Consider the following 23,513-nt stretch of genomic DNA (forward strand, 5'->3'; position numbering starts at 1 on the left):
AAAGCGCACCTTAGTGCGCTTTTTGTGATCCCGCTGGGACTCGAACCCAGGGCCCATACATTAAAAGTGTATTGCTCTACCAACTGAGCTACGGAATCAATCCGGGGTATTTATTAGAGATGTTTTCCTTCATCTTGTGATCCCGCTGGGACTCGAACCCAGGGCCCATACATTAAAAGTGTATTGCTCTACCAACTGAGCTACGGAATCAGCCCTTATTCACTTTCCGCCGTTGTGGCGTTCCGTAAATGGAATGCAAAGGTATGAAAAAGAAAGCGAATTCACCAAAAAAAATTTAAATAATTCTGAAAATAAATCTCTTAAGACCCTTTTACAATATAGAAGTGCTGAAAAATTACGTTCTTTGTATCCGCAAAACAGATTCTTTAATTATCATGTTACACATAAAACAATTTACCTGCAATCCCTTCCAGGAAAATACCTATATCCTGTACAACGATCAGCGTCAATGCTGGATCATTGATCCGGGTATGTACGGTGTGGAAGAAGAACAGCAGGTGTTTCAATTTATAGCAGAAAAGCAACTGGTACCGCAGCAGATCATCAATACGCATGCGCATATTGATCACATCTTCGCGGTAGACAGTGTAAAGCAAAGATATAATATACCATTTGGCGTACATCAGCTGGAAGAGCCGATTTTACGCAATGCTGCAAATACTGCAGTAATGTTCGGATTTAATTTTCCGGTGTCTCCAACTCCTGACTTCTTTATCGAGACCGGTACCATGACACTGGGTGAAGATACGGTAGAGGTAAGACTGGCTCCGGGCCACTCTCCGGGTAGCGTTGTATTTTATAACGAAGCAGATAATTTTGTAATTGCCGGAGACGTATTGTTTCAACGCAGTGTAGGGCGCAGCGACCTGCCGGGCGGTGATCATGATACCCTGATCAACAGCATTCGTACACAATTACTGGATTTGCCTGAAGAGACGATTGTACTGAGCGGACACGGTGCATCCACTACAATTGGGGAAGAGAAACTGCACAACCCATTTTTACAATAGGCTGCGGTGAAGAAGTAATTTCAGTTATCCTTAATGGATGATGCGGTCTGCGCAGGAAGTGCTGGCAAAGGCATCGGGTTTGGCTTTAAAGGCAAAACCCATTCCCATAATGTAACCCATAGCTTCATGCAAGGCTACATTGCTTTTGAAATGAGGATCGGTATTGATGTCGGCATGGACCTCCATCGCTACATCATACGCCGTAAGGATCTCGCAGAGCTCATAAGCGATCTGTATGCTTCGGGTTACCTCCAGCAGCATACGCTCCCGGATCTGGTAAGTACATTTTTCGCTCTGGCGGTGGATAAACATAAATCCGCCTTTTTTTTCACGGAGAAAAACAATAACCGTTGCGAATTCTGTGGTACCGCCAAACACCTGTGAGTCTGTGCCGATGTACAGTTTAATACGGTTGCCGAGGGCATGCTCAGCGATGATAGTTTCTTCAACTACTTCTGTAATGGGCTTCTTGAGCCGGGTACCATTTAAACGTTTCCATTCCATAATTAAAAAGTTGTGTATATAAATTCATTCCCTGAAATTAACAAAAAATATAATGTGAATGTATTATATTGTTGTTAAGTGTAATTTAATTACGCACACCTGTGCATTACTTTTAAATAAATATATTGTTATATATAGTACTTTCGGTACTCATTCCGGATTCAAAATGATCTCTAACATATGGAACTAGAACAGTTGATATTACATGTGGAAGCCCTGATATTTTCCAGTCAGCAACCGATAACTCAGGTAGAGCTTATCGAGCTGATCTCTAATGTTATTGAAGAACAGATACACGGTGACCGTATTGCCCTGGCAGTGGAGACCATCCGTGAGAAGTATGATACGCCGCATTATCCTTTCGGCCTGGTGTCGTCCGGTGGCGGTTATCAGTTCCTGACCAAGTCTGTATATCACCAGACAATCATGCAGCTGAACGGTGATAAGTATATCAAGAAGCTTTCTGCAGCAGCAATGGAAACCTTATCCATCATTGCCTACAAGCAACCGGTGACAAAAGCAGAAATAGAATTTATCCGGGGCGTAAGTGCCGATTATTCGATCCAGAAATTGCTGGAAAAAGAATTGATCATCATTGCCGGCCGCAATGAAGAGGCAATAGGTAAACCCCTGATTTATGCTACCTCTAAGCATTTTATGGATTACCTGGGCATAAACTCTCCCCATGAGTTGCCTAAGCTGAAAGAAGTGGCTAATATGGAAATCGTATTGCCTACAGATGCTGCAGATGCCGTTCCGGAGCAGGAACAGCAAATGGCCATTGGCGACGACGGCCTGCTGAAAACAATGGAACAGTAAGAACAATAATAATAAGTAAATGCCTGCAGTATTCTTTACTGCAGGCATTTTTATATCGGAATACAAGCATCGTTAAGGTTTGCGCACAGGCAGGAAAATTTGTATTTAATCCACAATCTTTAATTACTTTTGTTGCTATGTTAACTAAATTCCTGTCACATGTAGGCCGGTTTATACTGATGCTTATGGGCATGCTGAGTAAGCCGGAGAACCGTAAGGTATATTGGAAAGAATTCATGCATCAGTGTAATGATATCGGTTTTCGGTCATTGCCTATTGTGCTGATTATTTCTACCTTCCTGGGTGCCGTAATGACGCTGCAATCAGCCTATCAGCTGGTAAGCCCTGTCATTCCGCGCTATGTGATCGCGCAGATCGTGCGGGACTCTACCATCCTGGAATTAGCTCCTACCATGATCTGTGTCGTACTGGCCGGTGTAGTAGGTTCTAAGATCGCTTCTGAGCTGGGTAATATGCGTATCAGTGAGCAGATCGATGCCCTGGAGATCATGGGGATCAATACCAAAAGTTACCTGATTATGCCGAAGATCGTGGCAGCCTTATTTATGGTGCCTTGCCTCATTATCCTGGCTATCGTGATCAGCATGGTTGGTGGTTATGCCGCAGGGTCTATGACCGGAACCGTATTGCCGGATCAGTTCCATTACGGTCTAACCACAGACTTTGTTCCCTTCAATATGTATGTGGCATTAGCCAAGTCTTTTACATTTGCCTTTATCATTTCTACGATACCAGCCTATTATGGATACCATGTAGAAGGTGGTGCCCTGGAGATTGGTCGCTCTTCCACTACATCAGTGGTGGTGAGCTGTATTACTATCCTGCTGGCCGACTATGGTATTACCGCGCTCATGTTGAGCAATGGTTAATAATACCTTATTGACATATTATTTAATTGCATAGAGAATAATTGCAGTTATTTTTGTGTAATAAAATCATATTTATGTTTAAGAAAGTATTATTGGCCTGTATAGGTTTTGGTGGCATGATGACGGCTGCAAGTACCCATGCTTTTGCGCAGCAGGAAACTACTATAAAGTACAATAGCATCGATGCCGCTGCATTTACTATGCCGCTGGATGCGGATAAAGGAGATGTATCCAACGCCGTTGAAGATTATTTCAAAAATACATTTACCGTAAAATCAGCCAGCAGTAAAGGATTTCGGGTGTTTAAAGCCGTTTCCTGGCCGGAAGTTTCTACAGAGAAGCTGGATGTATATTATAAAGTAGAGGGTAGAAAAGGAAAGAGTGAAGTAACGATGCTGGTGTCTAAAGGCTACGATAATTTTATCAGTAACCAGAGTGATGCACAAGCTGCTGCAGGCATTAAAAATTTCCTTTCCGGACTGAATGTAAAAGTGGGTGAATATACTAAAGGTATTGCAGTTGCTGCCGGTACCAAGGGCCTGGAAGCAGCCCAGAAGGAGTATGATAAATATGCTAAAAAAGCAGAAGACCTCAACAAGCAGAAAACGAAACTGGAAAAGGAAATAGCCGATAACCAGTCTAAGCTTGCAGAAAGAGAAAAAGACCTGAATAAAGCCAAATCCTTACTGGATGCAGCTCAAAACAAATAAGAAATACCATTTGATTACATAAATAAAGCAGGACCTTGGTCCTGCTTTATTTATGTTCCTTATTCAAACTCTTCCATTCCCGGGTAAAGCCCAGGTATTGTTTGGGTACCTGGCTCCAGTCAATAAAAAAAGCCAGGAAACAATTCCGGGCTTTTCTATAATAAATCAATTAAGATTAGTGTGCGTGAGCATCGTGTGCGCTAGGCAGGTTCTGGAATTCTTCCAGGGAAATAGCTTTTTCGCTAACTTCCATTTTCTCACTGATTGTTGCAAACAATTTATCCATCAGCAGTCGACGGTATGTTTCGTTCAGGGTGTTCTCATCGTTCACCATTTTGTCAACATACTCTTCTAACCAAGGAGCGTCAGCAGCAGTGTTACCGAAGTAAGCCAGTACGCGGGTTTTCATTTCTTCTTTAACTTCTTCCAGGGTTACATTGATCTGGTATTCGCTGATCAGTTTGTCAGAAATTAAAGTCCAGCGCAGTTGGTGTTCAAATGAAGGCCATTCTTTAGCAACTTCTTCATCAGATTTAACTTGCTCCTGACCTTTTTGTAACCATGCTTTCAGGAAGTCAACAGGCAGTTCGATCTCAGTTCCGTGAACCAGTGTTTCGAAGATATCGTTTTGTAAACGATCGCTACCGATACGGTTGATCTCTTTACCCATTTCTTCTTTGATACGAGCTCTGAAAGCTTCGATATCTTTTACTTCCTGACCTGGGAATACTTCTTCGAAGAAAGCTTCATCCAGTTCACGAGGAGCCAGACGACCAACTTTAGTCAGGGTCAGGGTATAGTATGCATCAGCAGCTTCTTTGCTTTCTGCATCTTGCTTTAAAGCATCTTTCAGTAATTCTTTCAGTTCATCACCTTCAGCAACAGCAGATGGCTGGAATGTAAAGGTAGTGCCGGTTGCAGCACCCTTCAGCATTTCCTGCAGTTTCTTAGGCATTTTGTCCAGAGTAACTACATCTTCGATTACAGCAGCATCAGCAGCGGCATTACCATCTTTATCAGTAGCCTGGTAAGAAGCATAAACGATGTCGCTGTCTTCTTCCAGTGTTTCCGGATTTTCAACTTTACCTGCACGCTTACGGATGTTTTCTACTTCTTCATCCAGCATTTTATCATCAACGTTGATCAGGAACTTATTCAGGTTACCTTTCTTATCGTTGATTGGTTTTACATCAAACTCTGGTTTCAGACCGATTTCGAAATTGAATACGAAATCCTGAGGAGCATTCATGTCAAAGTTCATACCAGCGTTTTCCAGAGGTAATGGTTGAGCAAAAATGCTAGGTTTTTCAGTAGTTAAATATTGTTGTAACTGCTCGTTTGCTTGTTGGATTACTGCATCAGTGAATACAGACTGGCCGAACATTTTTTTAACCATACCAGCAGGAACGTTTCCTTTTCTGAATCCTGGGATGTTAGCTTGTTTGCCGTACTGCTTCAGGTTCTTTTCGAAAGAAGGTAAGTAGTCTTCTTTATTAATAGTCACGATCAGTTTATCGTGTAATTTTGCTATTGGTTCGCGTGTTACCGTTGCCATTGAGCTCAGTTTTATAGTTTATACAAATTTTTAAAATAACTAAAATGCTCCGCAGGTGCGGAGCATCGTGTTGTGCGGATGGAGGGACTCGAACCCCCAAGCCTCGCGGCACTAGATCCTAAGTCTAGCGTGTCTACCAATTTCACCACATCCGCATCCTCTTAAAAGGGAGGCAAAGGTAATGTTTTTTTATATTCAAAATACATATTTCCTCATAATTTCTGAAAAAATATATCTGTTCCGGAGACACTATACCAAACATTGTAATATTTCCATTCTGTGAATGTGCACGGTGTCGAAAAATACCTTATCTTAGGGACAGAGCAATAAATTATTTAATGAATATTAAGTCGTTTTGGGGGATATGCATTGTGCTCCTTATGCTGTTAAGCGGATGTTCCGAACAGAAATCACTGACGGTAGGAACCTTCGTGAATAACACATGTGCAGTAGGAAATATAGATAAGGTAAAGAACTACTGGAGCATGATCCTGGAGCATAATAAAATGGATGCCCGGTTAGAGAATTTTAAAATTATCGGCAAAGAAGATCTGCAGACAGGAGAGTCTTACTATCTGTTGATCGGAGCCAATAAGGACTACAGTTTTAATATTGCCACCCAGGTATTCCGGGAGGGTAATAGTATTGTCCTGAACGATAGTTCTCTGGTCAAAGGTTCGGCAAGTTGCCTGGGTTGTACTACAGGTTGCTCACCCGAGTTGTCCAATGGTGTCTGGCTGTGTACTAATACCTGTGAGACCGCCTGTACCAAAGTCATTACGGTGGCCCACGAAGAAAATAACTATACTACCCCTATCCAGGCCTTTATCGAGCGCTATTAGTATTATACATGTCCCCGTACCTATCAATTACAGATTAGTAGCCCCTGCACTGAAGACTGGGCTGCTATGCTTCCCGAAGAAAAAGGGAAATTCTGTTTATCCTGCCAGAAGTCTGTTGTCGATTTCAGCAGTATGAGTGATGCCCAGATTGTACGTGTACTGGAACAAAGCAGTGGTGCTATTTGCGGACGCATGCGGGCATCGAAGTAGCAGAGAGATCTGAAGATGATCACGCCTAGTTCAAATTGGTTTTCCGCGGTCTGGAGATCTGCAGCGGGACTGCTGTTTGCTTTGGGAACTAATAATGCGATCGCTCAAGAAAAGCATTCCAACAAAATAGAATTAGTGCCTATTAGTCCGGCAGATATGTCTAAAATTGATAGTGCGAAAGAATATCTAATGGGAAGGGTGACAAATCAGGATGGAAACGAGCTGCCCGGTGCTGTAATTCAGATAAAAGATATAGACGTGGTGGTGCTTTCAGATGATTTTGGCATATTCTCCCTTTCTATACCTCTAAATCTACAACAGCAAACATTTACTATTGTGGTAAAATATTTTGGTAATGAACCGATAGAGAAAATAATAGCTCCGGTGCAATATCAACAAAATCAATTGCTGATTACCTTGTACTATGATATGTCAATTGGAAGTCAGGTCGGTGGCGTTTGTGCTACAAAAAAACGCCATTGGTGGCAGTTCTGGAAACCAAAATATTTCTAACTAAAATAACATTCCCACCCCACCCTTATTATATCCTTCGCGGCCCAGGTGTTTGTATGCCTTCTCTGTGACCTCGCGCCCGCGTGGAGTACGGATGATATAGCCCTCCTGTATCAGGAACGGTTCATATACTTCTTCAATAGTACCACTTTCCTCGCCCACAGCAGTTGCAATATTGCTGATGCCTACAGGACCACCTTTGAATTTCTCAATAATAGTAGACAGGATACGGTTATCCATTTCATCCAGACCATTGGCATCAACCTGCAATGCTTTCAGGCCATGTTCTGTAACCCCCAGGTCAATGATGCCATTTCCTAGCACCTGTGCGAAATCGCGCATACGACGCAGTAGTCCGTTGGCAATCCTTGGTGTACCACGGCTACGGCCGGCAATTTCAATAGCGGCATCAGAAGTTACCTTTACATGCAATAGTGTAGCAGAGCGCATCACGATATTCTGCAATACCTCTTTAGAATAATAATCCAGTCTTGATTTAATACCGAAGCGCGAAAGCAAAGGTGCTGTCAGTAAGCCCGAGCGGGTCGTTGCTCCCACTAAAGTGAAGGGCGATAAGTCGATCTGAATAGTACGGGCGTTCGGGCCGCTATCGATCAGGATATCGATCTTATAATCTTCCATTGCAGCATACATATACTCCTCTACCACTACACTGAGGCGGTGTATCTCATCAATAAACAATACATCCCTCTCCGCAAGATTGGTCAGGATACCTGCAAGGTCACCCGGCTTTTCCAGTACTGGACCACTGGTTTCTTTAATATTCACACCCAGCTCATTGGCTACAATGCGCGATAGTGTAGTCTTTCCCAGGCCCGGAGGGCCGTGAAAAAGGATATGGTCCAATGCCTCGCCCCGCATATTGGCCGCCTTGATGAATATACGCAGGTTCTCGATCAGCTGAGGCTGGCCGGAGAAGTCTTCTATAGACTGCGGTCTGATGGTATTTTCGAACTCACGTTCTTTATTAGTCAGGTTATTGTTCGGGCGTACATTAGAAGGTTCCATATCTGTACAAAGATAAGGAGTAAAATGATTGTACCGCTTCTTGCAATTACAGGACCCTCGCTAAAAAGCGTTATTTTTGACCTTAAAAAAACATTGGGAGTATTAGAAGCAACCATGGCCGCTATCAGGCATTATTGCGCTTACCAGGATCGTTGTCACAGCGAAGTCCGGAGCAAATTGCTGGGCATGGAATGTTATGGAGAAGATCTGGAAGAAGCCATCAGTATACTGATAGAAGAAGATTTTCTGAATGAGGAACGGTATGCACAGGCCTATGCCCGCGGCAAGTTTCGTATGAACAAATGGGGGCGCATACGTATAAAGCAACAACTGAAACTGAAAAAGGTATCGGATTATTGTATCCGGAAAGCCCTGGCTCAGCTGGATGAGGTTGAGTATGCCCATACCCTGCATGAGCTCATGCAAAAAAAGCTGGCCACCCTTTCTGGCGAACGTAACGAATGGATACGTAAGCAGAAAGTATACCAGCACCTATTACAAAAAGGGTATGAGTCGGATCTGGTACAGGATACCTGGAAGGCATTTGACAGCCAGTAATCATGTACTTAGGCCTTTTTCTGTTTCGCTTCCGGAACAAACAATTTATGACGGAAAAAATACAGCCATATAGAACGGGATTGTCGCATCATTACCGGTTGCACAATGATCAGTAAAAGCGCTGTAGCCGCCAGCCAGTAATACAGACTGTTGCCCATAAAAGAAAGACCGAAAAACAGATAAGAGATGATAAAGGAAAATATGGTCAATCCTACAGATAAGCCATAGCTCACATAACCGGTACCAAAGAAAAATCCTGGTTCGGCATCAAATTGTACGCCACATTTGGTGCATTGTTCCGGCATATCCAGCGTATGGGCCAGGTTATATGGATTCCTGTAGGTAAATAGACTTCCTTTGCCACAATTTGGGCATTTACATTGAACGATCTGCAGCAGGCTTTGTTTATGTTCTGTCGTATTATATTCGGTTACGGTTTGCATAATATCAGGTATTTGATACTGCAAAGTTCCGACCCTTCTGATAATTTTAATGGTACGAACAGTAGCTTGTATGGTATGATTGAGAAGCCTATTCCGGCTTATAGGCATTACGGAATTGCTCCGGTGTCATTCCCGTATATTTCTTAAAGAACTTCCCGAAATTAGAGGCATCACTGAAGTCCAGCTCAAAGGCTATTTCATTGATATGCATACCGAAATTCACCAGCAGGCGCTTGGCCTCCAGCAGTAATCTATTGCGGATATAAGTGCCGGCAGGTACACCGCTGAAGCTTTTGCTGATGACATTGAGCTGATGAGTGCTGACAAACATCATTTCGGCATATTCCTTCGGCAGTTTTTTCTGTCGGTAGTGCAGGTCTGTCAATTGCTCAAATTGTCTGAAAGCCGCGTAGTGTATATGTTCTGTGGCATTGGCCAGATCTGTGGACTGCACTTGTCTGCCGGCAAGTATAAGGAACTGCAGCAGCAGTGTAGCCATGTATAGTGCGCTTTGTTTGCCTCCTTCCTGTTTCTCCCGGAGTATTTGTTCCAGTATAGACCAGGCCTTAGCTTTATCTGCATCAGAAAAGGGTATTGTGCCGGAATGTATATCTTCCAGGACCGGCAATTGTACCAGCAGTGCAGATGAAAGTTTCAGTGTGTCAAAAAATAAAGGAGAGAAGTTAATTACAATGCCTTCCGCCTCTTCTGCACTGAACTCCCAGTTATGCACCTGGCCGGGTTTCATAATATAAAAGGAATCATTGCGCACAGGAAAGGTGTGGAAATCTATAGTGTGCTGGCCGCTGCCTTTCCGGAAATAGGTCAGGTGATAGAAGCTGTGGGTATGAATGCCCTGCAGGTGCGGATTGCGGCTTACATATCCTCCGAAAGGCTCGATGCTGATCAGGTCTTTCAGTATCTTATCCGTATTCAGGTTACAGATATCAAAACTGGGGTATACATGTTGCGCCATACTGTTTGAGAAAATCCGTAACAAATATACAGTCTTCCTCCGAGACAATAGTCCGCTACAATGCTTTAGTGACCTGAGCGGCAAGGAATAATACCAGGCAAAGCATCGTGATAAATTACCATTCTTTTTGCAAGGTACAGTACCATTTTATCAGCCGATTGATTAGATTTGCAGTAACAAGGCTATATGGTAAAGAAAATTACAGAGGGGATTTGTGTTACGGTAGAAACATTTTATCAGGATGCGCAAAGCAGTCCGGTAAATGGGGAATATATGTTTGCCTATCGCATCACCATCGATAATTATACCGAAGTGCCTGTGCAGCTGCTCCGCCGCAGCTGGTATATTGTAGACAGTACCCTGGGCCTGAGAAAAGTGGAAGGCGAAGGTGTAGTCGGACAAACGCCTATTATTGAGCCCAATGAAACCTTTCAGTATGTATCTGCTGCAAACCTGCGCAGCGATATGGGCAAAATGTACGGTTCTTACCAGATGCTGAACCTGTACTCCCATCAAAAGTTTGATGTGGTCATTCCCGAATTTATGTTACTGGCGCCTTTTAAAAGTAATTAAGCCTACTCGTGATGATAAGGGGTATTGTTTAAAATGCTAAATGCGCGGTACACCTGTTCTGCAATCATCAGGCGAACGAGCTGATGGGGAAATACTAATTTAGATAAAGACCATACCTGGTTGGCACGATCACGTACTGCATCTGTAACACCAAAGGCCCCGCCGATAAGGATCACCAAAGTGCGTACTCCCTGATTCATAAAAGATTGAAACTGGCTCGCCCATTGGGTTGAATCCAGCATTTTACCCCGCTCATCCAGCAGGATCAGGTAATGTTGTGCCTGTAGTTTTTTGAGGATCATTTCCTCTTCCAGCTTTTTGGTGCGCTGTACATCAGTACTCACCAACTTTTTGGGAAGCTGAAAAGTGTCCAGTTTGATCTTATTCCAGGGCATAGTCTTTTTGAAGTAATGTGCTATGCCGTTTTCAATAAAGCTGTCGTTCTCTTTTCCTATCGACCAGATCTCAATATCCATCTATTCTGTTGCTGCTTTTGATTAAAATACGTAACGGCCTTTTTCGTCATACATTACCGGAAGAATGTTGTGGTTACGTTCAAAGTAATCGTAAGCAGATTTCAGGTTCACCCAGAATTTTTGTTTATCTACCTCGTGGCGGTACTCGCGACCCAGGAAGTTAAGTCCGGCTTTATCGAAGCGGGTCGGGAAGATGTGGTAAGGAATATTTACCTGCCCGTTTAAACGGGTAGACAGGCATAAAGTATAAATCTCCTGTATACCCTCGTCCGTCATAGGGATACAACCAACGGTCAGACAACCACCATGTACATAGATGTCACCACCCGGCTTTTCCTGGTGGCTCAGGATCTGATCAGAATAGTTAGGATAGTTCACCAGCATAGACAGGTAGAAATCGCTTTTCGGGTTGAAATCAGCCAGGAAGTACAATCCTTCCGGAACCTGACGATCTCCTTCAGCACGCTTAGGACCTAATACACCTGATAAGGCACAAACCTTATATTTTTTATATAAAGTAAAGGTATCTGCATTCTTGTTTTTTACCCAAACCTCCAGCTCATTCTGTGCCTTGAAAGAGCGCAGGTAAATGTTACTGGCAGGATATTCCAGGCCTTTGCTTTTGAAATCATTGCGCAGTGTATTGTCATATTTGGCATAAGCACTGACTACACGAGGCATAGACATCTGATAGCTTCTGAGCGTATTTACATCTGTAAACTGGGCCTGCGCTCCGGTAATGCCGAATGCAAGCAATAAAATGATATTTAGAAAGTATTTATTCATGTAAATAAAGCAATTATGAACATACAAAAATAACGAAAAAAATTAGTGTACTTGTCCTAAACATATATTAAAAAAATAAAAGGAGTGAAACATCACTCCTTTTATTTTTTATATGATAAGCTATCTTATTTTAAGATCACCTGTTTCATTCCGTACTGGTTAGCTTTCAGGTTCTGGAAGTGCAGGTAATAAATACCTCTGCCCATTTCAGTTACCGGGATACTTAATGATTCTTTCAGATCACCTGACCATACGCGCTGACCCAGAGCATTCAGCATCTGTACCTGCAGTATTTCACCGTTATACTGGTCGTTTCTGATATTCAGGTTTTGTGTAGCCGGGTTAGGGAATACACTGATGTTGTTATTCAGCTCCATGTCACGAACGGAGTTAGGATTACCGTTGATTTTGAAGTTGGCATGAGATACATCGAAGAATACATTACCTACCGCTTTAATCTTAATACGGGCTTCTGTAGTGAACAGGTCCGGTGCAGTGATATCGAAGTTTCCATCATTCTGAACATTGGTAGCCAGGATGATCGGGAATGTTTTACCACCATCTTTAGATAAATAGATATTCACAAAACCAGCCATAATACTATCAGCCGGAGTCATGGTATTACCAATGCTCCAGGTAACAGTATATTTCTGACCAGGAGTCCAGGTTACATTTGTACTAGGAGTCAGGACACGGAAATCACCGGTATTGCCTTTTACTACTTTAAGGCGAACAAAGCTATCGATGATATTGTGTGTACCCCATCCGTCAGTAGCAATGCTTCTTGCAGTTACTTTGAAGGACATATTTCTCGATACATTCGGCAGGCGTGCACCTGAAGAAGAGTATTGGTTATTGGATAATAACAGGTAAGATGGGAATACGCGTATTCTGCTGGTATCCGGATCCAGACTGCTGAAGGTAGGACCAGTTGTTACTGAAGCACCATTAGCTTCTACCATGGTGATCGGTCCTTTATCGGACTGCTCCCAGCAATAAGTAGTGGTTGCATTGCTCGCCACTGTTTTAAATGCTTCAGGAGAGATCAGTTCAAATGGAGTGTTAGCCGGGATAATATGACGAACAGACAGGTTAGCCATAGTAATCGGTGTCTGACCTACAGTCGTATTACCACAGTTCATACCTGTACTGGTCAGGAAAATATTCATCTGCTGCAGGTTATAGCGGTTGTAATAATCCGTGCTTACAGATGGTGTGTTATCTGCAGCGCAGGCACCATTATATGACATGATAGAGGTACCACTTCCCGGTTCGTAAGCAGATTCGTCCATACCATTACCGCTACAGCCACCTGCCTCTGAAGTAAAGGTGTGGCCGGCACCTAACTGGTGACCAACCTCGTGTATTACAGTACCGATGTCAGAAGGGCCGCTGGAACCGCTCACCCCGCTGGCTTTAGAGCCATTGCTACAGGTAGAGGCCAGTGCAGCCAGACCACCACCGGCAGTATTGAATACGTGACCGATATCATAATTGCCCGAACCAATAACGTTATTTACGTTGGTTTGGTTTTCATCAATCAGGATATCATTGGTATCATTAGTATAAGGATCGGAGTTGCCATCCAGGTAGATTACGCTGGTGGTGCTGCTCACCAGTTTGAGGGATACAGATACTTCTCTTTCCCAAACCGCGTTGGCATTATTGATTGTAGCAGTGATCACAGCCAGTACCTGAGATACAGTAGGCACCGGAGATCCGGTAACCGCCTGTGCATATTCACCAGTACAAGCCATAGCCAGTCTGTATGTGTGACGGGAACTACCATTGGTGCGTTGTGCCGTACTGCCTCCTGTTCCGTCCAGCTCTACCGGAGTTCCTTCTGTCAGGTTGCCCAGTTTTGCAGGATTACAGGCCGATGATACCGGTAAGCTATTAACGTTCTTGCTGTAAGCAACAGTATAATATCCATTGGCATCGTAGCCATATGGCTCAATAGCAAAAGACTCGTTGTTGTTGTATGAGAATACTCTTGCGAAGAATCCCATTGGAGTAGCACTCATTTTAACCGTTACGCCACCGTCGGTAGTGGATATACCGGTATAGGTCTGGATATCCTGGTGCTGACTTTGCAAAGCCTCGTCCAGTACAGGTGTATTCCATACGGTAAATGTTCTGAAAGTGCCGTCCGGAGCCGGAATAGACACTTTTACACCAGTTTCCGGGCTGGTTCCGGCACCTGCCAGCAGTGCGTTGATACCTTGCTGGTTTAAGGTCACAATGGAATATTCAGACGGAAGAAACGATTTAGGGTTTGCTGTAGGCGCTGATTTTCCATAAAAGCTGCCCCATAAACCTTGCTGAGCAAATGATGGGCTGTAGGCGGCAATGCATATGCTAGCGAAAGCGAGGTATGTAAATTTTCTCATTTTTGAAAATTAAATATGTTTCAATTTAAAATTTATTAAGTTGCAATATAAAAAATGTAGGCGAGATTTCATAATTTCCATTTCACCTACTATAAAGACGATATTTAAGCGCTACAGGTTTGTATTCTTTTTTAAGTTTCGTCCATAATGTCATCCCAGTCGCGACGCTGCTTCTTTGTAGGTCTGCCCACCTTGCTCAGGCGCTTACCGGTAAAGAAGCTGGATGATTCACTTTTCGTATTTGTTTTGTCCTCTTCCGGGGTCAGGTCTTCATAAAAATTGATCGCTTCACTATAGGCTTTACGCTGCAGCAGCAGTCCGGTCACCTTAATAATCCATTTGCGGTCACTGGTCCGTATTTCATAAGTATCTCCGATAGCGACATTTCTGGATGGTTTTACTGCAGATTCATGCATTTTTACCCTGCCGGCATCGCAGGCATCAGTAGCCATACTTCTTGTTTTGAAAATACGGATACTCCACAGGTATTTATCAATCCTTAATTTCTCTTTTTCTGTTTTTTCTGCCATAATACTCAAATTAAAATTCTATTGTCAAATGTACGATTTTAGACTTCAGTTATCTTAAATAAAAGAGCGCCCGTTTATATTATAAACGGGCGCTCTTAATATATTTTTATGAGTAGTAAGGTATTACTCAGCTAATTACATTTTCCATTCATCAACAGTAGTATCTTTCAACTCTACAGGAGTTGTATCGTAGCTTCCTTCCTGAGTTTCTGCAACAAATTGCTCTGTCTCATCATGGTTGAAAGCATCGAAATCAAAATCAGGCATTAAATCCGTTTTCACGAAATCAATAGTTTCGGTCAGCGCTGCCAGAAATTTATTAAAATCTTCCTTGTACAAGAACATTTTGTGGCGATCGTAACCATCGTCGTTGAATCTCTTCTTGCTCTCTGTGATAGTGATGAAATAATCATTACCTCTCGTCTCGCGCACATCAAAGAAATAAGTTCTTCTTTTTCCGGCTTTGATCTTTTTACTAAAAGCTACCTCTGTGTTACGCTTATCATCGTAATTTTTGTTGTTTTCGTACGACACCGTTCTGTTGATTTTAATGTGAATGAGAATATGTATGCAAAAATAATAAAGTAAAGAATTTTACCAAATATTTGAAATTATTTTTTTATGATGGTTAACCCCGGTTAAAAATGGGTGTATTTCCCGTAAAAAAAGTCAACCAGGCATTGCAGCTGCGCTGTATCAGATCAAATACAGGCGCGTATCCCGACTCATCTCCGTACCATGGATCAGGCACAGATGCCTGCTCGCCGGGAGAGAGGCTGTCGAGAAAGAAATGGACCTTTCGGAGGGCCGTTTCAGAGGGTGCAAGACGGCTTACATCATCATAAACATCTGCTGCCATCACGAGGATATGATCGTAGGTATCAAAGTCGCTGCTGCGAAATTGCCTTGCCCGTTGATGACTGATGTCGATTCCGTATTGCCGGCAGACTTTCTGAGCAGAACGATGGGGACTTTCTCCCGTATGATAGTTGTTGGTGCCGGCAGAGTCAACCTGCCAGTCAAGGCCTTGTTCTCGTACGATATGTTGCATAACTCCTTCAGCAATAGGAGATCTACATATATTTCCGAGGCATACCATTAAAATTTTCATTTATATATTATGGGGTTTTTCTCAATAAAAGGTAAATTAACATTGGAAAAACTAAATTATACTCGGACAATACAAGGCTTTTGCCTAGCTTTGTGATAATTTAACATAATTATACACTTTATGTTTAAAAAACTGGCGATTGCACCCAGATGGATTATCTTTTTAATTGATCTGACGTGTGTACTCATATCCATACTCATAGCCTATATCATCAGACTCAACTTTAACCTTAACCGATTCGTCGAGTTTGTAGACCTGCGTGCTTCTTTCGGCATTGTGGCCGGGGTAAATGTTGTTTTACTGCTGCTTTTCAAGAACTACAAAGGCGTTGTACGCTACACCACACTGGAAGATGCCAAGCGTGTACTGCTGCTGAATCTTACTGCGAGTGTTCTTTTCCTGGCGCTGAATTACACCAGGCTGCACTCTGAAAATCTGCTGTTGTTCCCTTTATCGGTTACCGCGATCTACTTCCTTTGTGCCAACTTCTCGCTCCTTGCCTATCGTATCGTGATTAAGACAATTTACGAAGGGATGTTTACCTTACGTAAAAAGACGGTGAAAGCGGTTATTTATAATGCAAGCTATGAAGGTATGCTAGCCAAAAGAATGTTTGCCAACAATGAACGGTCTACGATAAAAATTATCTCTTTCCTGGATGATAATCCGCGCCTTATCGGTAAAAAGATCGAAAATGTGCCGGTATTTAATGCAACCCGTCAAAATCTGCAAAAATTAAAAAAGGACGGTACCGAACTGCTGATCCTGGCAGAACCGTTTATTAATAAAGAAAAACTGAACTTCCTGGTGGATGCCTGCCTGGAACTGAATATCAAGATACAGCAGGTGCCGCCAAGTGAAAAGTGGACCAATAACCAGCTGGATGATACACAGTTGAAAAATATCAATATTGAACAGCTGCTGGATCGTGAAGTCATCTCTATTCGTAATGAGAGTGTGGTAAGGGAAATCAAGGGCAAGAAAGTATTGGTAACCGGTGCTGCCGGATCGATCGGAAGTGAGATCGCAAGACAGCTGGTTAAATATAGTCCTGCTGTAGTGATACTTTGTGATATTGCAGAAACACCATTGCATGAACTGATGCTGAGCTTTGATGAAGGAGCCCCGGTAAGAAGTTTTATCGGCGATATCAAAGACAAGGTACGCATGGAGCAGATTTTTGAGATCTATGAACCCGATATCGTGTACCATGCTGCGGCGTACAAGCATGTGCCCCTGATGGAAGAGCATCCTTCTGCGGCAATTGTAAATAATGTATCCGGTACCCGCATCCTGGCGCAACTGGCAGTAGACTATGGCGTGGAAAAATTTGTAATGGTATCGACCGATAAGGCCGTGAATCCTACAAATGTAATGGGTGCCTCCAAGCGGATTGCCGAGATATATACACAATCTTTATACAAACATTTGTCCATGGCATCGCAGCACAAAGGTGCAGCAAATGTATTACCACATACCCGTTTCATTACTACCCGTTTCGGAAACGTACTGGGTTCAAATGGTTCGGTAATCCCAAGATTCCAGAAGCAGTTAGAGGAAGGTGGCCCGATCACGGTGACACACCCGGAGATCACCCGTTATTTTATGACCATACCGGAAGCCTGTCAGCTGGTCCTGGAAGCAGGATCTATGGGTAAAGGTGGTGAAATCTTCGTATTTGATATGGGTCGTCCGGTTAAAATCGTTGACCTGGCTTATAAAATGATCCGCCTTGCAGGTAAAGTTCCGGATGTGGATATCCGCATTGTATATTCCGGTCTGAGACCTGGCGAGAAGCTCTATGAGGAACTGCTGAATAATTCAGAAAATACCTTACCTACTTATCACGAAAAGATCCTGATCGCTAAGGTGCGTGAATATGATTTCGTATGGGTTCAAACCCAGATAGATGAGTTATTGAGACTGGCCGAAGGGCATATTGTCCTGGATACGGTAATTAAGATGAAAGAAATCGTACCGGAATATGTCAGCAATAACTCCGTTTATTCCAAATTAGATAAGTAAGATTGCTTTAATATTATAAATATTTATTTTTCTGATTAGTATTTTGAAATCACAACTTCTCTATTATCTTTGTTGGATATAGATAAACAGTTTATTATGAAAAAAATAGTTACTACCATATTAGGTCTGGCATTAGGTGTAAGTGCCTTTGCACAGGTTAGTATAGGAGTAGAAGCAGGTGCCGCATACGGAGGAATGACTCAATATCTTAACAGCGCTGACCGCAATGCTACCGGTATGGTAGGATATAAAGGTGGCGTGAATGTAAATATTCCTTTAGGCAGCATGAGTCGCTTTCACCTGCAACCTGGTGTATTATACAGAGGTATGCTGGGCTCCGAAAGTAGTTACTATAAACAATCTGCAACCGGAAGTGGTACTCCGACATATGAAAGTGATTACAGAAAATATGTACTGAACCAGGTACAGGTGCCTGTATATTTTGTATTCAAATCCGGAGATCCTGAGTTTGATTACAATCACTTCTTTGTAGGCGTAGGACCGTCATTATCTTATACAGTAGGAGGTCGTCTGCACCAGATTTATTCCAACTCACTGAACGGCAGTGAGCGGGTTCGTGATAATAATGACCCGTTGGTAATCGGTACCGGCGAGTATAAAGACATTGCCCCTATCAACGTAGATGCAGCAGTAATGCTGGGTTATGAAGATAAGTCAGGCTTCTATATAAAAGCTTATGGCCAGTTAGGTCTGCTGAACATTCACCCGCTTGCAGACTCCCGCAATCGCTTCAATACTTATGAAGCCGGCCTTAGTCTTGGTTTTTTCTTCAAAAAATTTGAGAAATACAAGTACTAACGCATTTCACACATACGTTTAAATAAATTGGATATCATATAAGGAATAGACGCAATACTGCGTCTATTTTTGTACCTTTGCCACCTTAATTTTATATTTTTTAAATATTCTATTGTCAGAATGGATATTAAAGCTGCAATACAGAGCGCTACTTTACCGGACCATATAGCTATTATTATGGACGGTAACGGCCGGTGGGCAAAAGAAAAAGGAGAGAGCCGTATTGTGGGCCACTATGAAGGCGTAGTGTCTGTAAGGGATATTGTAGAAGGTTGCGGAGAGCTGGGTATCAAATACCTGACCTTATATGCATTTTCTACAGAAAACTGGAATCGCCCTAAGGCAGAAGTGGATGCGCTGATGGAGCTTATGGTCAGTACCATACGCCTGGAAGCAGAACAATTGAAAAAGAATAATGTACGCCTGAGACTGATCGGTAATATGAACGATCTGCCGGAGACCTGTCAGAAGGAGATGCAGGAGGGAATGGATATTACAGCCGGTTGTACCGGTCTTACCCTTATCCTTGCTCTGAGCTATAGTGCCAAATGGGAGATCATCGAAGCAGCAAAACGCATAGCCCGAGAAGTAGCAGCAGGCACCCTGAAAGAAGAAGATATAAATGATGCCTATTTCAGCCAATGCCTGACGACAGCAGACTTTCCGGATCCGGAACTGCTGATCCGTACCAGTGGTGAGCATAGGATCAGTAATTTCCTGTTATACCAGATTGCGTATAGCGAACTGTATTTTACAGATGTACCCTGGCCGGCTTTCCGGAAACAGGAATTATATGAAGCTATTTTGAACTATCAGCAGAGAGAAAGACGCTTCGGAATGACCAGCGAGCAGTTAAATGCAGACGAAAAGTAATTATTTCACGCTTTTTGCGTTAAAACAATAAAATTATAAAACCATTTTAATGGATCTTAAGTATATAAAAAGTGTAGCAACCCTAACCTGTGCGGCTGTTACCTTTGCTATTACCTCGGCAGATGCACAGCACCTGAGCGATCCGGGCAATAACAACACTCAGACTAAGGAAGTCAATTTCGGTGAAACAGATATCGAAGGAGAGTTCCAGATTGCAGGAGTGAAGGTGAGCGGAGTCAAATTTGCCGATTCTGCTACTGTTCTGGAAGTTGCCGGATTGAAAGTCGGACAGCATGTAAAGTTGCCATATGATCAGGAGATTGCAAGATCCATCCGTGTATTATGGAACCAGGCCATGTTCTCTAATGTTGAAATCATCATCAACAAGATCGACGGGAATAAAATATACCTTACCATCCATCTCGACGAACGTCCACGCCTGACTACATTCAAGTTTACTGGAATTACCAATACTCAGCAAGCAGAAATAAAAGAAAAGCTTGGCCTGGTGAGCAATAAAATGATCACCAATGCCATGAAGAAGGATATTGAAAGCAGAACCCGTCATTACCTGATGGAGAAGGGCTTTCGCAATGCCAGCGTGAGCATCATTGAAGCAGTAGACCCTAAAGTGCTGAACGGCGCCAGCCTGACTATTAACGTAGAAAAAGGCAGCAAAGTGAAGATCAATAATATCAACTTTGTCGGCAATGAATCATTTTACGGTGCCCGCCTGAAAAGGAATATGAAAGGCACCAAAGAAATGGCCCGCATCTCTTTATATCCTGCAGATGAATTTACTGCTTACCCGAAACCGGAAAGAAAGTTCAGTAATTATATGAACCAGAGCGGACCGCTGTCTTTAAGTAAGACACTGGACGCTGTGAATCCGTATTTCCGTTACGGCATCATGTCTGCCTCAAAGTTTGATGAGAAAAAATATGATGAGGATAAGGCAAGCGTAATCAGTTTTTACAATACTTCTGGTTACCGCGATGCACAGATCGTAAAAGATACCGTTTATAATGTAGAGAATGGTAATATCAATATTGATATTAAGGTAGATGAAGGACAGAAATATTATTTCGGTGACATCAACTGGAAAGGTAATACCAAACATAGCGACTCTGTACTGAATCAGTTACTGGGCGTTAAGCGTGGTGATGTATACAATAAAGAACTGCTGGAATCCAAAATCAGGGGTCAGGCTACAATGACCGGAGGTATTGATGTAGGTAGTATTTACCTGAACAATGGGTATCTGGGTTATCGTGCAGAAGCAGTGGAAAGAGCAATCCGTAAGGATACTATCGATTTCGATATCATCGTAAATGAAGGTCCGCAGTTCCGTGTGAAAAATATCAATATCATCGGTAATGACCGTACCAATGATTATGTACTCAGAAGAGAGATGGAGACCATGCCTGGTGATATTTACAATCAGTCCAGCCTGGTAAGTTCAATCCGTCGCGTTTCTGCTCTGGGTTATATCGATGCAACTAAAGTGAATCCTATTCCTAAACCGAATATGCAGGATAAAACAGTGGACATTGACTTTAATATTGCAGAAAAGTCTTCAGATCAGCTGGAATTATCTGCCGGTTACGGTGGAGGTATCGGTTTCACCGGTACAGCAGGTATTACATTTAATAACTTCTCCCTGAAGAACCTATTTAAAACAAAGAACTGGGATCCATTGCCAATGGGAGACGGACAGAAATTGTCTTTCCGTTATCAGTCCAGCGGTTTATGGTATAACTCCTTGTCTTTCTCGTTTACAGAGCCATGGTTAGGTGGTAAGAAACCGATCGCATTGAGTGTAAGTGCTACTTATGGCCGTTATGCACTGAACGATCAGGGGTATAACAGTACTACAGGACGTCCGATCGCTTCTCCGTACGATAAATATATCCGTAACATCGGTGGTGGCGTAACACTAAGCCGTCGTTTGACCTGGCCGGATAATAACTTTATCCTTTCTGTAGGGGTAGACTATATGAACTTTAAGCTGAAAGATTATCCGCTGCTGCAAACAGAAATGCCGGAGTATCGCAACGGTTATTCCAATAACCTGGCTTTAAAATTAACACTGGCCAGAAATACAATTGATCAGCCAATCTATCCGCGTTCCGGTTCCAACATTATGCTGAGCCTGGCATTTACCCCACCGGTATCTGCATTCAGCGATAATGATTACAGCACGATGACGGCCCGTGAGAAATATAAATGGGTAGAGTATCATAAATATAAATTCACTGCTGACTGGTACCAGCGCATTGCCGGTAACCTGGTGTTGAAACTGAGTACTAAATACGGTTTCCTTGGCTACTACAACAAAAACCTGGGCTTCTCTCCGTTTGAGCGCTTCCAGGTGGGTGGTGACGGTCTTTCCGGCTTCAACTACTTCGTAGGTCGCGATATCGTAGCACACAGAGGTTATGATGTATACAGCAGCTTTGACGGAACCAGCACAACAACCAACAGTTATACGATCTTTAATAAATACACCGCGGAGGTACGTTATCCGTTCTCCCTGGATCCGAGTGCGACCATCTTCGGTCTGGCCTTCTTCGAGGCAGCAAACGGGTTTAACAGTATGAAAGACTATAACCCACTGCAGCTGAAACGCTCAGTAGGTCTGGGTTTAAGGGTTTACCTGCCAATGTTTGGTCTGTTAGGTCTTGACTACGGTATCGGTATCGATAACCTGACCGATGTCAATGGTAATAAAGTAAAACTGGGTTCTGCTGCGAAGTTCACCTTCATGTTAGGTCAGGAACCACAATAATATTTGCATCCGAATTGGATATAAAAAAGCTGCCGCGATACCGCGGCAGCTTTTTTATATGATACACAGTGATATTGATCGAATAAGCCGTAAATTTGCGGCAAAAATATACTGAGCATGATGATGCATAAAATAAAAGTAGCTGTTGCAGCATTAGGTATCGCACTGGGTCTGGCCTCCTGCAGTGATGTAAGGATCAATGATCATGATGAGTGGAAGCCTGTGTTTGATAAATATAAAGTCACAGAAGGATGTTTCGAGTATTACGATAATAACAAAGAAGAAGCTAACTATTATAATAAAGAGCGTTGTTCTAAACGCATGAGTCCGGCATCTACTTTTAAAATCTTCAATTCACTTGTTGCACTGGAAACCGGTGTAGCGCTGGATGAGCAGATGAAGATCAAATGGGATGGTGTAGCGCGCAGACCGGAATGGGACAAAGACCTGACCATGGCAGAAGCATTTAAAGTAAGTGCAGTGCCTTATTACCAGGAGCTGGCCCGCCGTATCGGGGCAAAGGAAATGCAGCATTACCTGGATACAGTGCAGTATGGCAATATGCAGATCGGCAATCAGATCGATCAGTTCTGGCTGAACGATACATTACAGATCACTCCGGACGAACAGGTAGGCTTTATGAAGCGTTTGTATCATGATGAGTTACCTTTCTCGCCACGCAGCCAGCGTATCGTAAAAGGGATGATGCTTCAGGAAACGGCTAATGATTACCAACTGTACTACAAAACCGGATGGTCCAGCATTGACGGTGCAAAAGAAGATATCCTGTGGGTGGTAGGTTATGCAGAAACGGTACACAGACTTAAGAATCCTAAAACAGGAGAGATGCAGGCCATCCCGCACCCTTACTTCTTCGCTTTAAACTTCAGTGTGCCTAAAAACAGTGATTCCAAGACCCTGGTGGAGACAAGAGTCAAATTACTGCACGATTTGCTGAACGAAGCTGGTATTCATAAATATTAATATACAGTAGTTATAAAAAAGAGTTGCGGGGGGGGGGGGGGGGGGGGGCGCCGGGGTTTTTACGGGTTTTGTTTTTTT

Annotated in this window: 25 protein-coding genes and 3 tRNA genes; 14 read left to right on the forward strand and 14 right to left on the reverse strand. The window is 42.9% G+C overall.

The features are described from left to right. Window positions 1-25: 25 nt before the first annotated feature. Window positions 26-98: transfer RNA gene (locus tag FTD44_RS07910), tRNA-Lys, on the reverse strand. 39 nt (window positions 99-137) lie between these two features. After that, a tRNA-Lys gene (locus tag FTD44_RS07915) sits at window positions 138-210 on the reverse strand. Window positions 211-395: 185 nt separating this feature from the next. Here FTD44_RS07915 and FTD44_RS07920 point away from each other — a divergent pair. After that, window positions 396-1,031 (forward strand): MBL fold metallo-hydrolase, encoded by a 636-nt coding sequence (locus tag FTD44_RS07920; RefSeq protein WP_222165948.1) that lies wholly within the window; start codon window positions 396-398, stop codon window positions 1,029-1,031. A 30-nt stretch (window positions 1,032-1,061) separates the two neighbouring features. Here the strand turns inward: FTD44_RS07920 and FTD44_RS07925 are convergent, their stop codons facing one another. Further along, a complete protein-coding gene (locus FTD44_RS07925) occupies window positions 1,062-1,535 on the reverse strand; it encodes a ribonuclease H-like YkuK family protein (RefSeq protein ID WP_129020453.1) in 474 nt (157 codons plus the stop codon). Between the two features lie 180 nt (window positions 1,536-1,715). On the opposite strand from FTD44_RS07925, the gene scpB reads away from it, so the two are divergent. The 3 genes from scpB to FTD44_RS07940 all read left to right on the forward strand — a co-directional run bounded on the left by scpB (window position 1,716) and on the right by FTD44_RS07940 (window position 3,954). Continuing rightward, window positions 1,716-2,354 carry an SMC-Scp complex subunit ScpB gene (scpB, locus tag FTD44_RS07930; protein ID WP_129020454.1) on the forward strand — a complete coding sequence of 213 codons (639 nt, stop codon included), beginning with the start codon at window positions 1,716-1,718 and terminating at the stop codon, window positions 2,352-2,354. A 137-nt stretch (window positions 2,355-2,491) separates the two neighbouring features. Further along, complete coding sequence (locus FTD44_RS07935) at window positions 2,492-3,244, forward strand: MlaE family ABC transporter permease (RefSeq protein WP_222165949.1); 753 nt, start codon at window positions 2,492-2,494, stop codon at window positions 3,242-3,244. A 74-nt stretch (window positions 3,245-3,318) separates the two neighbouring features. Continuing rightward, complete coding sequence (locus tag FTD44_RS07940) at window positions 3,319-3,954, forward strand: hypothetical protein (RefSeq protein ID WP_222165950.1); 636 nt, start codon at window positions 3,319-3,321, stop codon at window positions 3,952-3,954. A 175-nt stretch (window positions 3,955-4,129) separates the two neighbouring features. Here FTD44_RS07940 and FTD44_RS07945 read toward each other — a convergent pair whose 3' ends face one another. Continuing rightward, on the reverse strand, window positions 4,130-5,509 hold the full coding sequence (locus tag FTD44_RS07945) for a trigger factor (RefSeq protein WP_222165951.1): 1,380 nt from the start codon (window positions 5,507-5,509) through the stop codon (window positions 4,130-4,132). A gap of 73 nt (window positions 5,510-5,582) precedes the next feature. Continuing rightward, window positions 5,583-5,664 (reverse strand) — tRNA-Leu (locus FTD44_RS07950). Between the two features lie 225 nt (window positions 5,665-5,889). Here FTD44_RS07950 and FTD44_RS07955 point away from each other — a divergent pair. The 3 genes from FTD44_RS07955 (at window position 5,890) to FTD44_RS07965 (ending at window position 7,074) form a co-directional block, all read left to right on the forward strand. Next, window positions 5,890-6,351: a hypothetical protein gene (locus FTD44_RS07955; RefSeq protein ID WP_222165952.1), complete on the forward strand. Its 462-nt coding sequence runs from the start codon at window positions 5,890-5,892 to the stop codon at window positions 6,349-6,351. A 66-nt stretch (window positions 6,352-6,417) separates the two neighbouring features. Further along, complete coding sequence (locus FTD44_RS07960; protein ID WP_222165953.1) at window positions 6,418-6,561, forward strand: hypothetical protein; 144 nt, start codon at window positions 6,418-6,420, stop codon at window positions 6,559-6,561. Between the two features lie 15 nt (window positions 6,562-6,576). Then, window positions 6,577-7,074 (forward strand): carboxypeptidase-like regulatory domain-containing protein, encoded by a 498-nt coding sequence (locus FTD44_RS07965; protein ID WP_222165954.1) that lies wholly within the window; start codon window positions 6,577-6,579, stop codon window positions 7,072-7,074. On the opposite strand, the gene ruvB is transcribed toward FTD44_RS07965, so the two are convergent. Next, window positions 7,075-8,103, reverse strand: coding sequence for a Holliday junction branch migration DNA helicase RuvB (ruvB, locus tag FTD44_RS07970; protein ID WP_129020460.1), 1,029 nt, complete (start codon window positions 8,101-8,103; stop codon window positions 7,075-7,077). Between the two features lie 93 nt (window positions 8,104-8,196). On the opposite strand from ruvB, the gene FTD44_RS07975 reads away from it, so the two are divergent. Beyond that, window positions 8,197-8,661, forward strand: a complete 465-nt coding sequence (locus FTD44_RS07975) for a regulatory protein RecX (protein WP_246625372.1) — start codon at window positions 8,197-8,199, stop codon at window positions 8,659-8,661. 8 nt (window positions 8,662-8,669) lie between these two features. Here the strand turns inward: FTD44_RS07975 and FTD44_RS07980 are convergent, their stop codons facing one another. Beyond that, window positions 8,670-9,104: a DUF983 domain-containing protein gene (locus tag FTD44_RS07980; RefSeq protein WP_222165955.1), complete on the reverse strand. Its 435-nt coding sequence runs from the start codon at window positions 9,102-9,104 to the stop codon at window positions 8,670-8,672. 88 nt (window positions 9,105-9,192) lie between these two features. Further along, window positions 9,193-10,080, reverse strand: a complete 888-nt coding sequence (locus FTD44_RS07985) for a helix-turn-helix domain-containing protein (protein ID WP_222165956.1) — start codon at window positions 10,078-10,080, stop codon at window positions 9,193-9,195. A gap of 186 nt (window positions 10,081-10,266) precedes the next feature. On the opposite strand from FTD44_RS07985, the gene apaG reads away from it, so the two are divergent. After that, complete coding sequence (gene apaG / locus FTD44_RS07990; protein ID WP_129020463.1) at window positions 10,267-10,653, forward strand: Co2+/Mg2+ efflux protein ApaG; 387 nt, start codon at window positions 10,267-10,269, stop codon at window positions 10,651-10,653. Between the two features lie 2 nt (window positions 10,654-10,655). Here apaG and FTD44_RS07995 read toward each other — a convergent pair whose 3' ends face one another. The 6 genes from FTD44_RS07995 to FTD44_RS08020 all read right to left on the reverse strand — a co-directional run bounded on the left by FTD44_RS07995 (window position 10,656) and on the right by FTD44_RS08020 (window position 15,946). Next, the gene (locus FTD44_RS07995; RefSeq protein ID WP_222165957.1) at window positions 10,656-11,129 is read right to left on the reverse strand and encodes a 23S rRNA (pseudouridine(1915)-N(3))-methyltransferase RlmH; all 474 of its coding nucleotides are present in this window, start codon (window positions 11,127-11,129) and stop codon (window positions 10,656-10,658) included. A gap of 21 nt (window positions 11,130-11,150) precedes the next feature. Beyond that, on the reverse strand, window positions 11,151-11,915 hold the full coding sequence (locus FTD44_RS08000; RefSeq protein WP_161971229.1) for a L,D-transpeptidase family protein: 765 nt from the start codon (window positions 11,913-11,915) through the stop codon (window positions 11,151-11,153). 125 nt (window positions 11,916-12,040) lie between these two features. Continuing rightward, window positions 12,041-14,305: a reprolysin-like metallopeptidase gene (locus tag FTD44_RS08005; protein ID WP_222165958.1), complete on the reverse strand. Its 2,265-nt coding sequence runs from the start codon at window positions 14,303-14,305 to the stop codon at window positions 12,041-12,043. Between the two features lie 131 nt (window positions 14,306-14,436). Further along, window positions 14,437-14,835, reverse strand: a complete 399-nt coding sequence (locus tag FTD44_RS08010; protein WP_222165959.1) for an RNA-binding S4 domain-containing protein — start codon at window positions 14,833-14,835, stop codon at window positions 14,437-14,439. Between the two features lie 135 nt (window positions 14,836-14,970). Next, entirely contained in the window at window positions 14,971-15,369 is a 399-nt protein-coding gene (locus FTD44_RS08015) for a DUF3276 family protein (RefSeq protein WP_129020468.1), read from the reverse strand. Between the two features lie 94 nt (window positions 15,370-15,463). Then, complete coding sequence (locus FTD44_RS08020) at window positions 15,464-15,946, reverse strand: low molecular weight protein-tyrosine-phosphatase (protein ID WP_262901663.1); 483 nt, start codon at window positions 15,944-15,946, stop codon at window positions 15,464-15,466. Window positions 15,947-16,066: 120 nt separating this feature from the next. On the opposite strand from FTD44_RS08020, the gene FTD44_RS08025 reads away from it, so the two are divergent. From FTD44_RS08025 to FTD44_RS08045, 5 genes are all read left to right on the forward strand, one after another. After that, window positions 16,067-17,971, forward strand: coding sequence for a polysaccharide biosynthesis protein (locus FTD44_RS08025; RefSeq protein WP_222165961.1), 1,905 nt, complete (start codon window positions 16,067-16,069; stop codon window positions 17,969-17,971). Between the two features lie 96 nt (window positions 17,972-18,067). Next, on the forward strand, window positions 18,068-18,790 hold the full coding sequence (locus FTD44_RS08030) for an outer membrane beta-barrel protein (protein ID WP_222165962.1): 723 nt from the start codon (window positions 18,068-18,070) through the stop codon (window positions 18,788-18,790). A 120-nt stretch (window positions 18,791-18,910) separates the two neighbouring features. Beyond that, on the forward strand, window positions 18,911-19,663 hold the full coding sequence (locus FTD44_RS08035) for an isoprenyl transferase (RefSeq protein WP_222165963.1): 753 nt from the start codon (window positions 18,911-18,913) through the stop codon (window positions 19,661-19,663). A gap of 49 nt (window positions 19,664-19,712) precedes the next feature. After that, window positions 19,713-22,451, forward strand: coding sequence for a BamA/OMP85 family outer membrane protein (locus FTD44_RS08040; RefSeq protein ID WP_222165964.1), 2,739 nt, complete (start codon window positions 19,713-19,715; stop codon window positions 22,449-22,451). Window positions 22,452-22,568: 117 nt separating this feature from the next. Next, the gene (locus tag FTD44_RS08045; RefSeq protein ID WP_222165965.1) at window positions 22,569-23,435 is read left to right on the forward strand and encodes a penicillin-binding transpeptidase domain-containing protein; all 867 of its coding nucleotides are present in this window, start codon (window positions 22,569-22,571) and stop codon (window positions 23,433-23,435) included. The last annotated feature ends 78 nt before the right edge of the window (window positions 23,436-23,513 follow it).

It is taken from the genome of Edaphocola aurantiacus (assembly GCF_019797745.1).
GTDB classification, from domain to species: domain Bacteria; phylum Bacteroidota; class Bacteroidia; order Chitinophagales; family Chitinophagaceae; genus Edaphocola; species Edaphocola aurantiacus.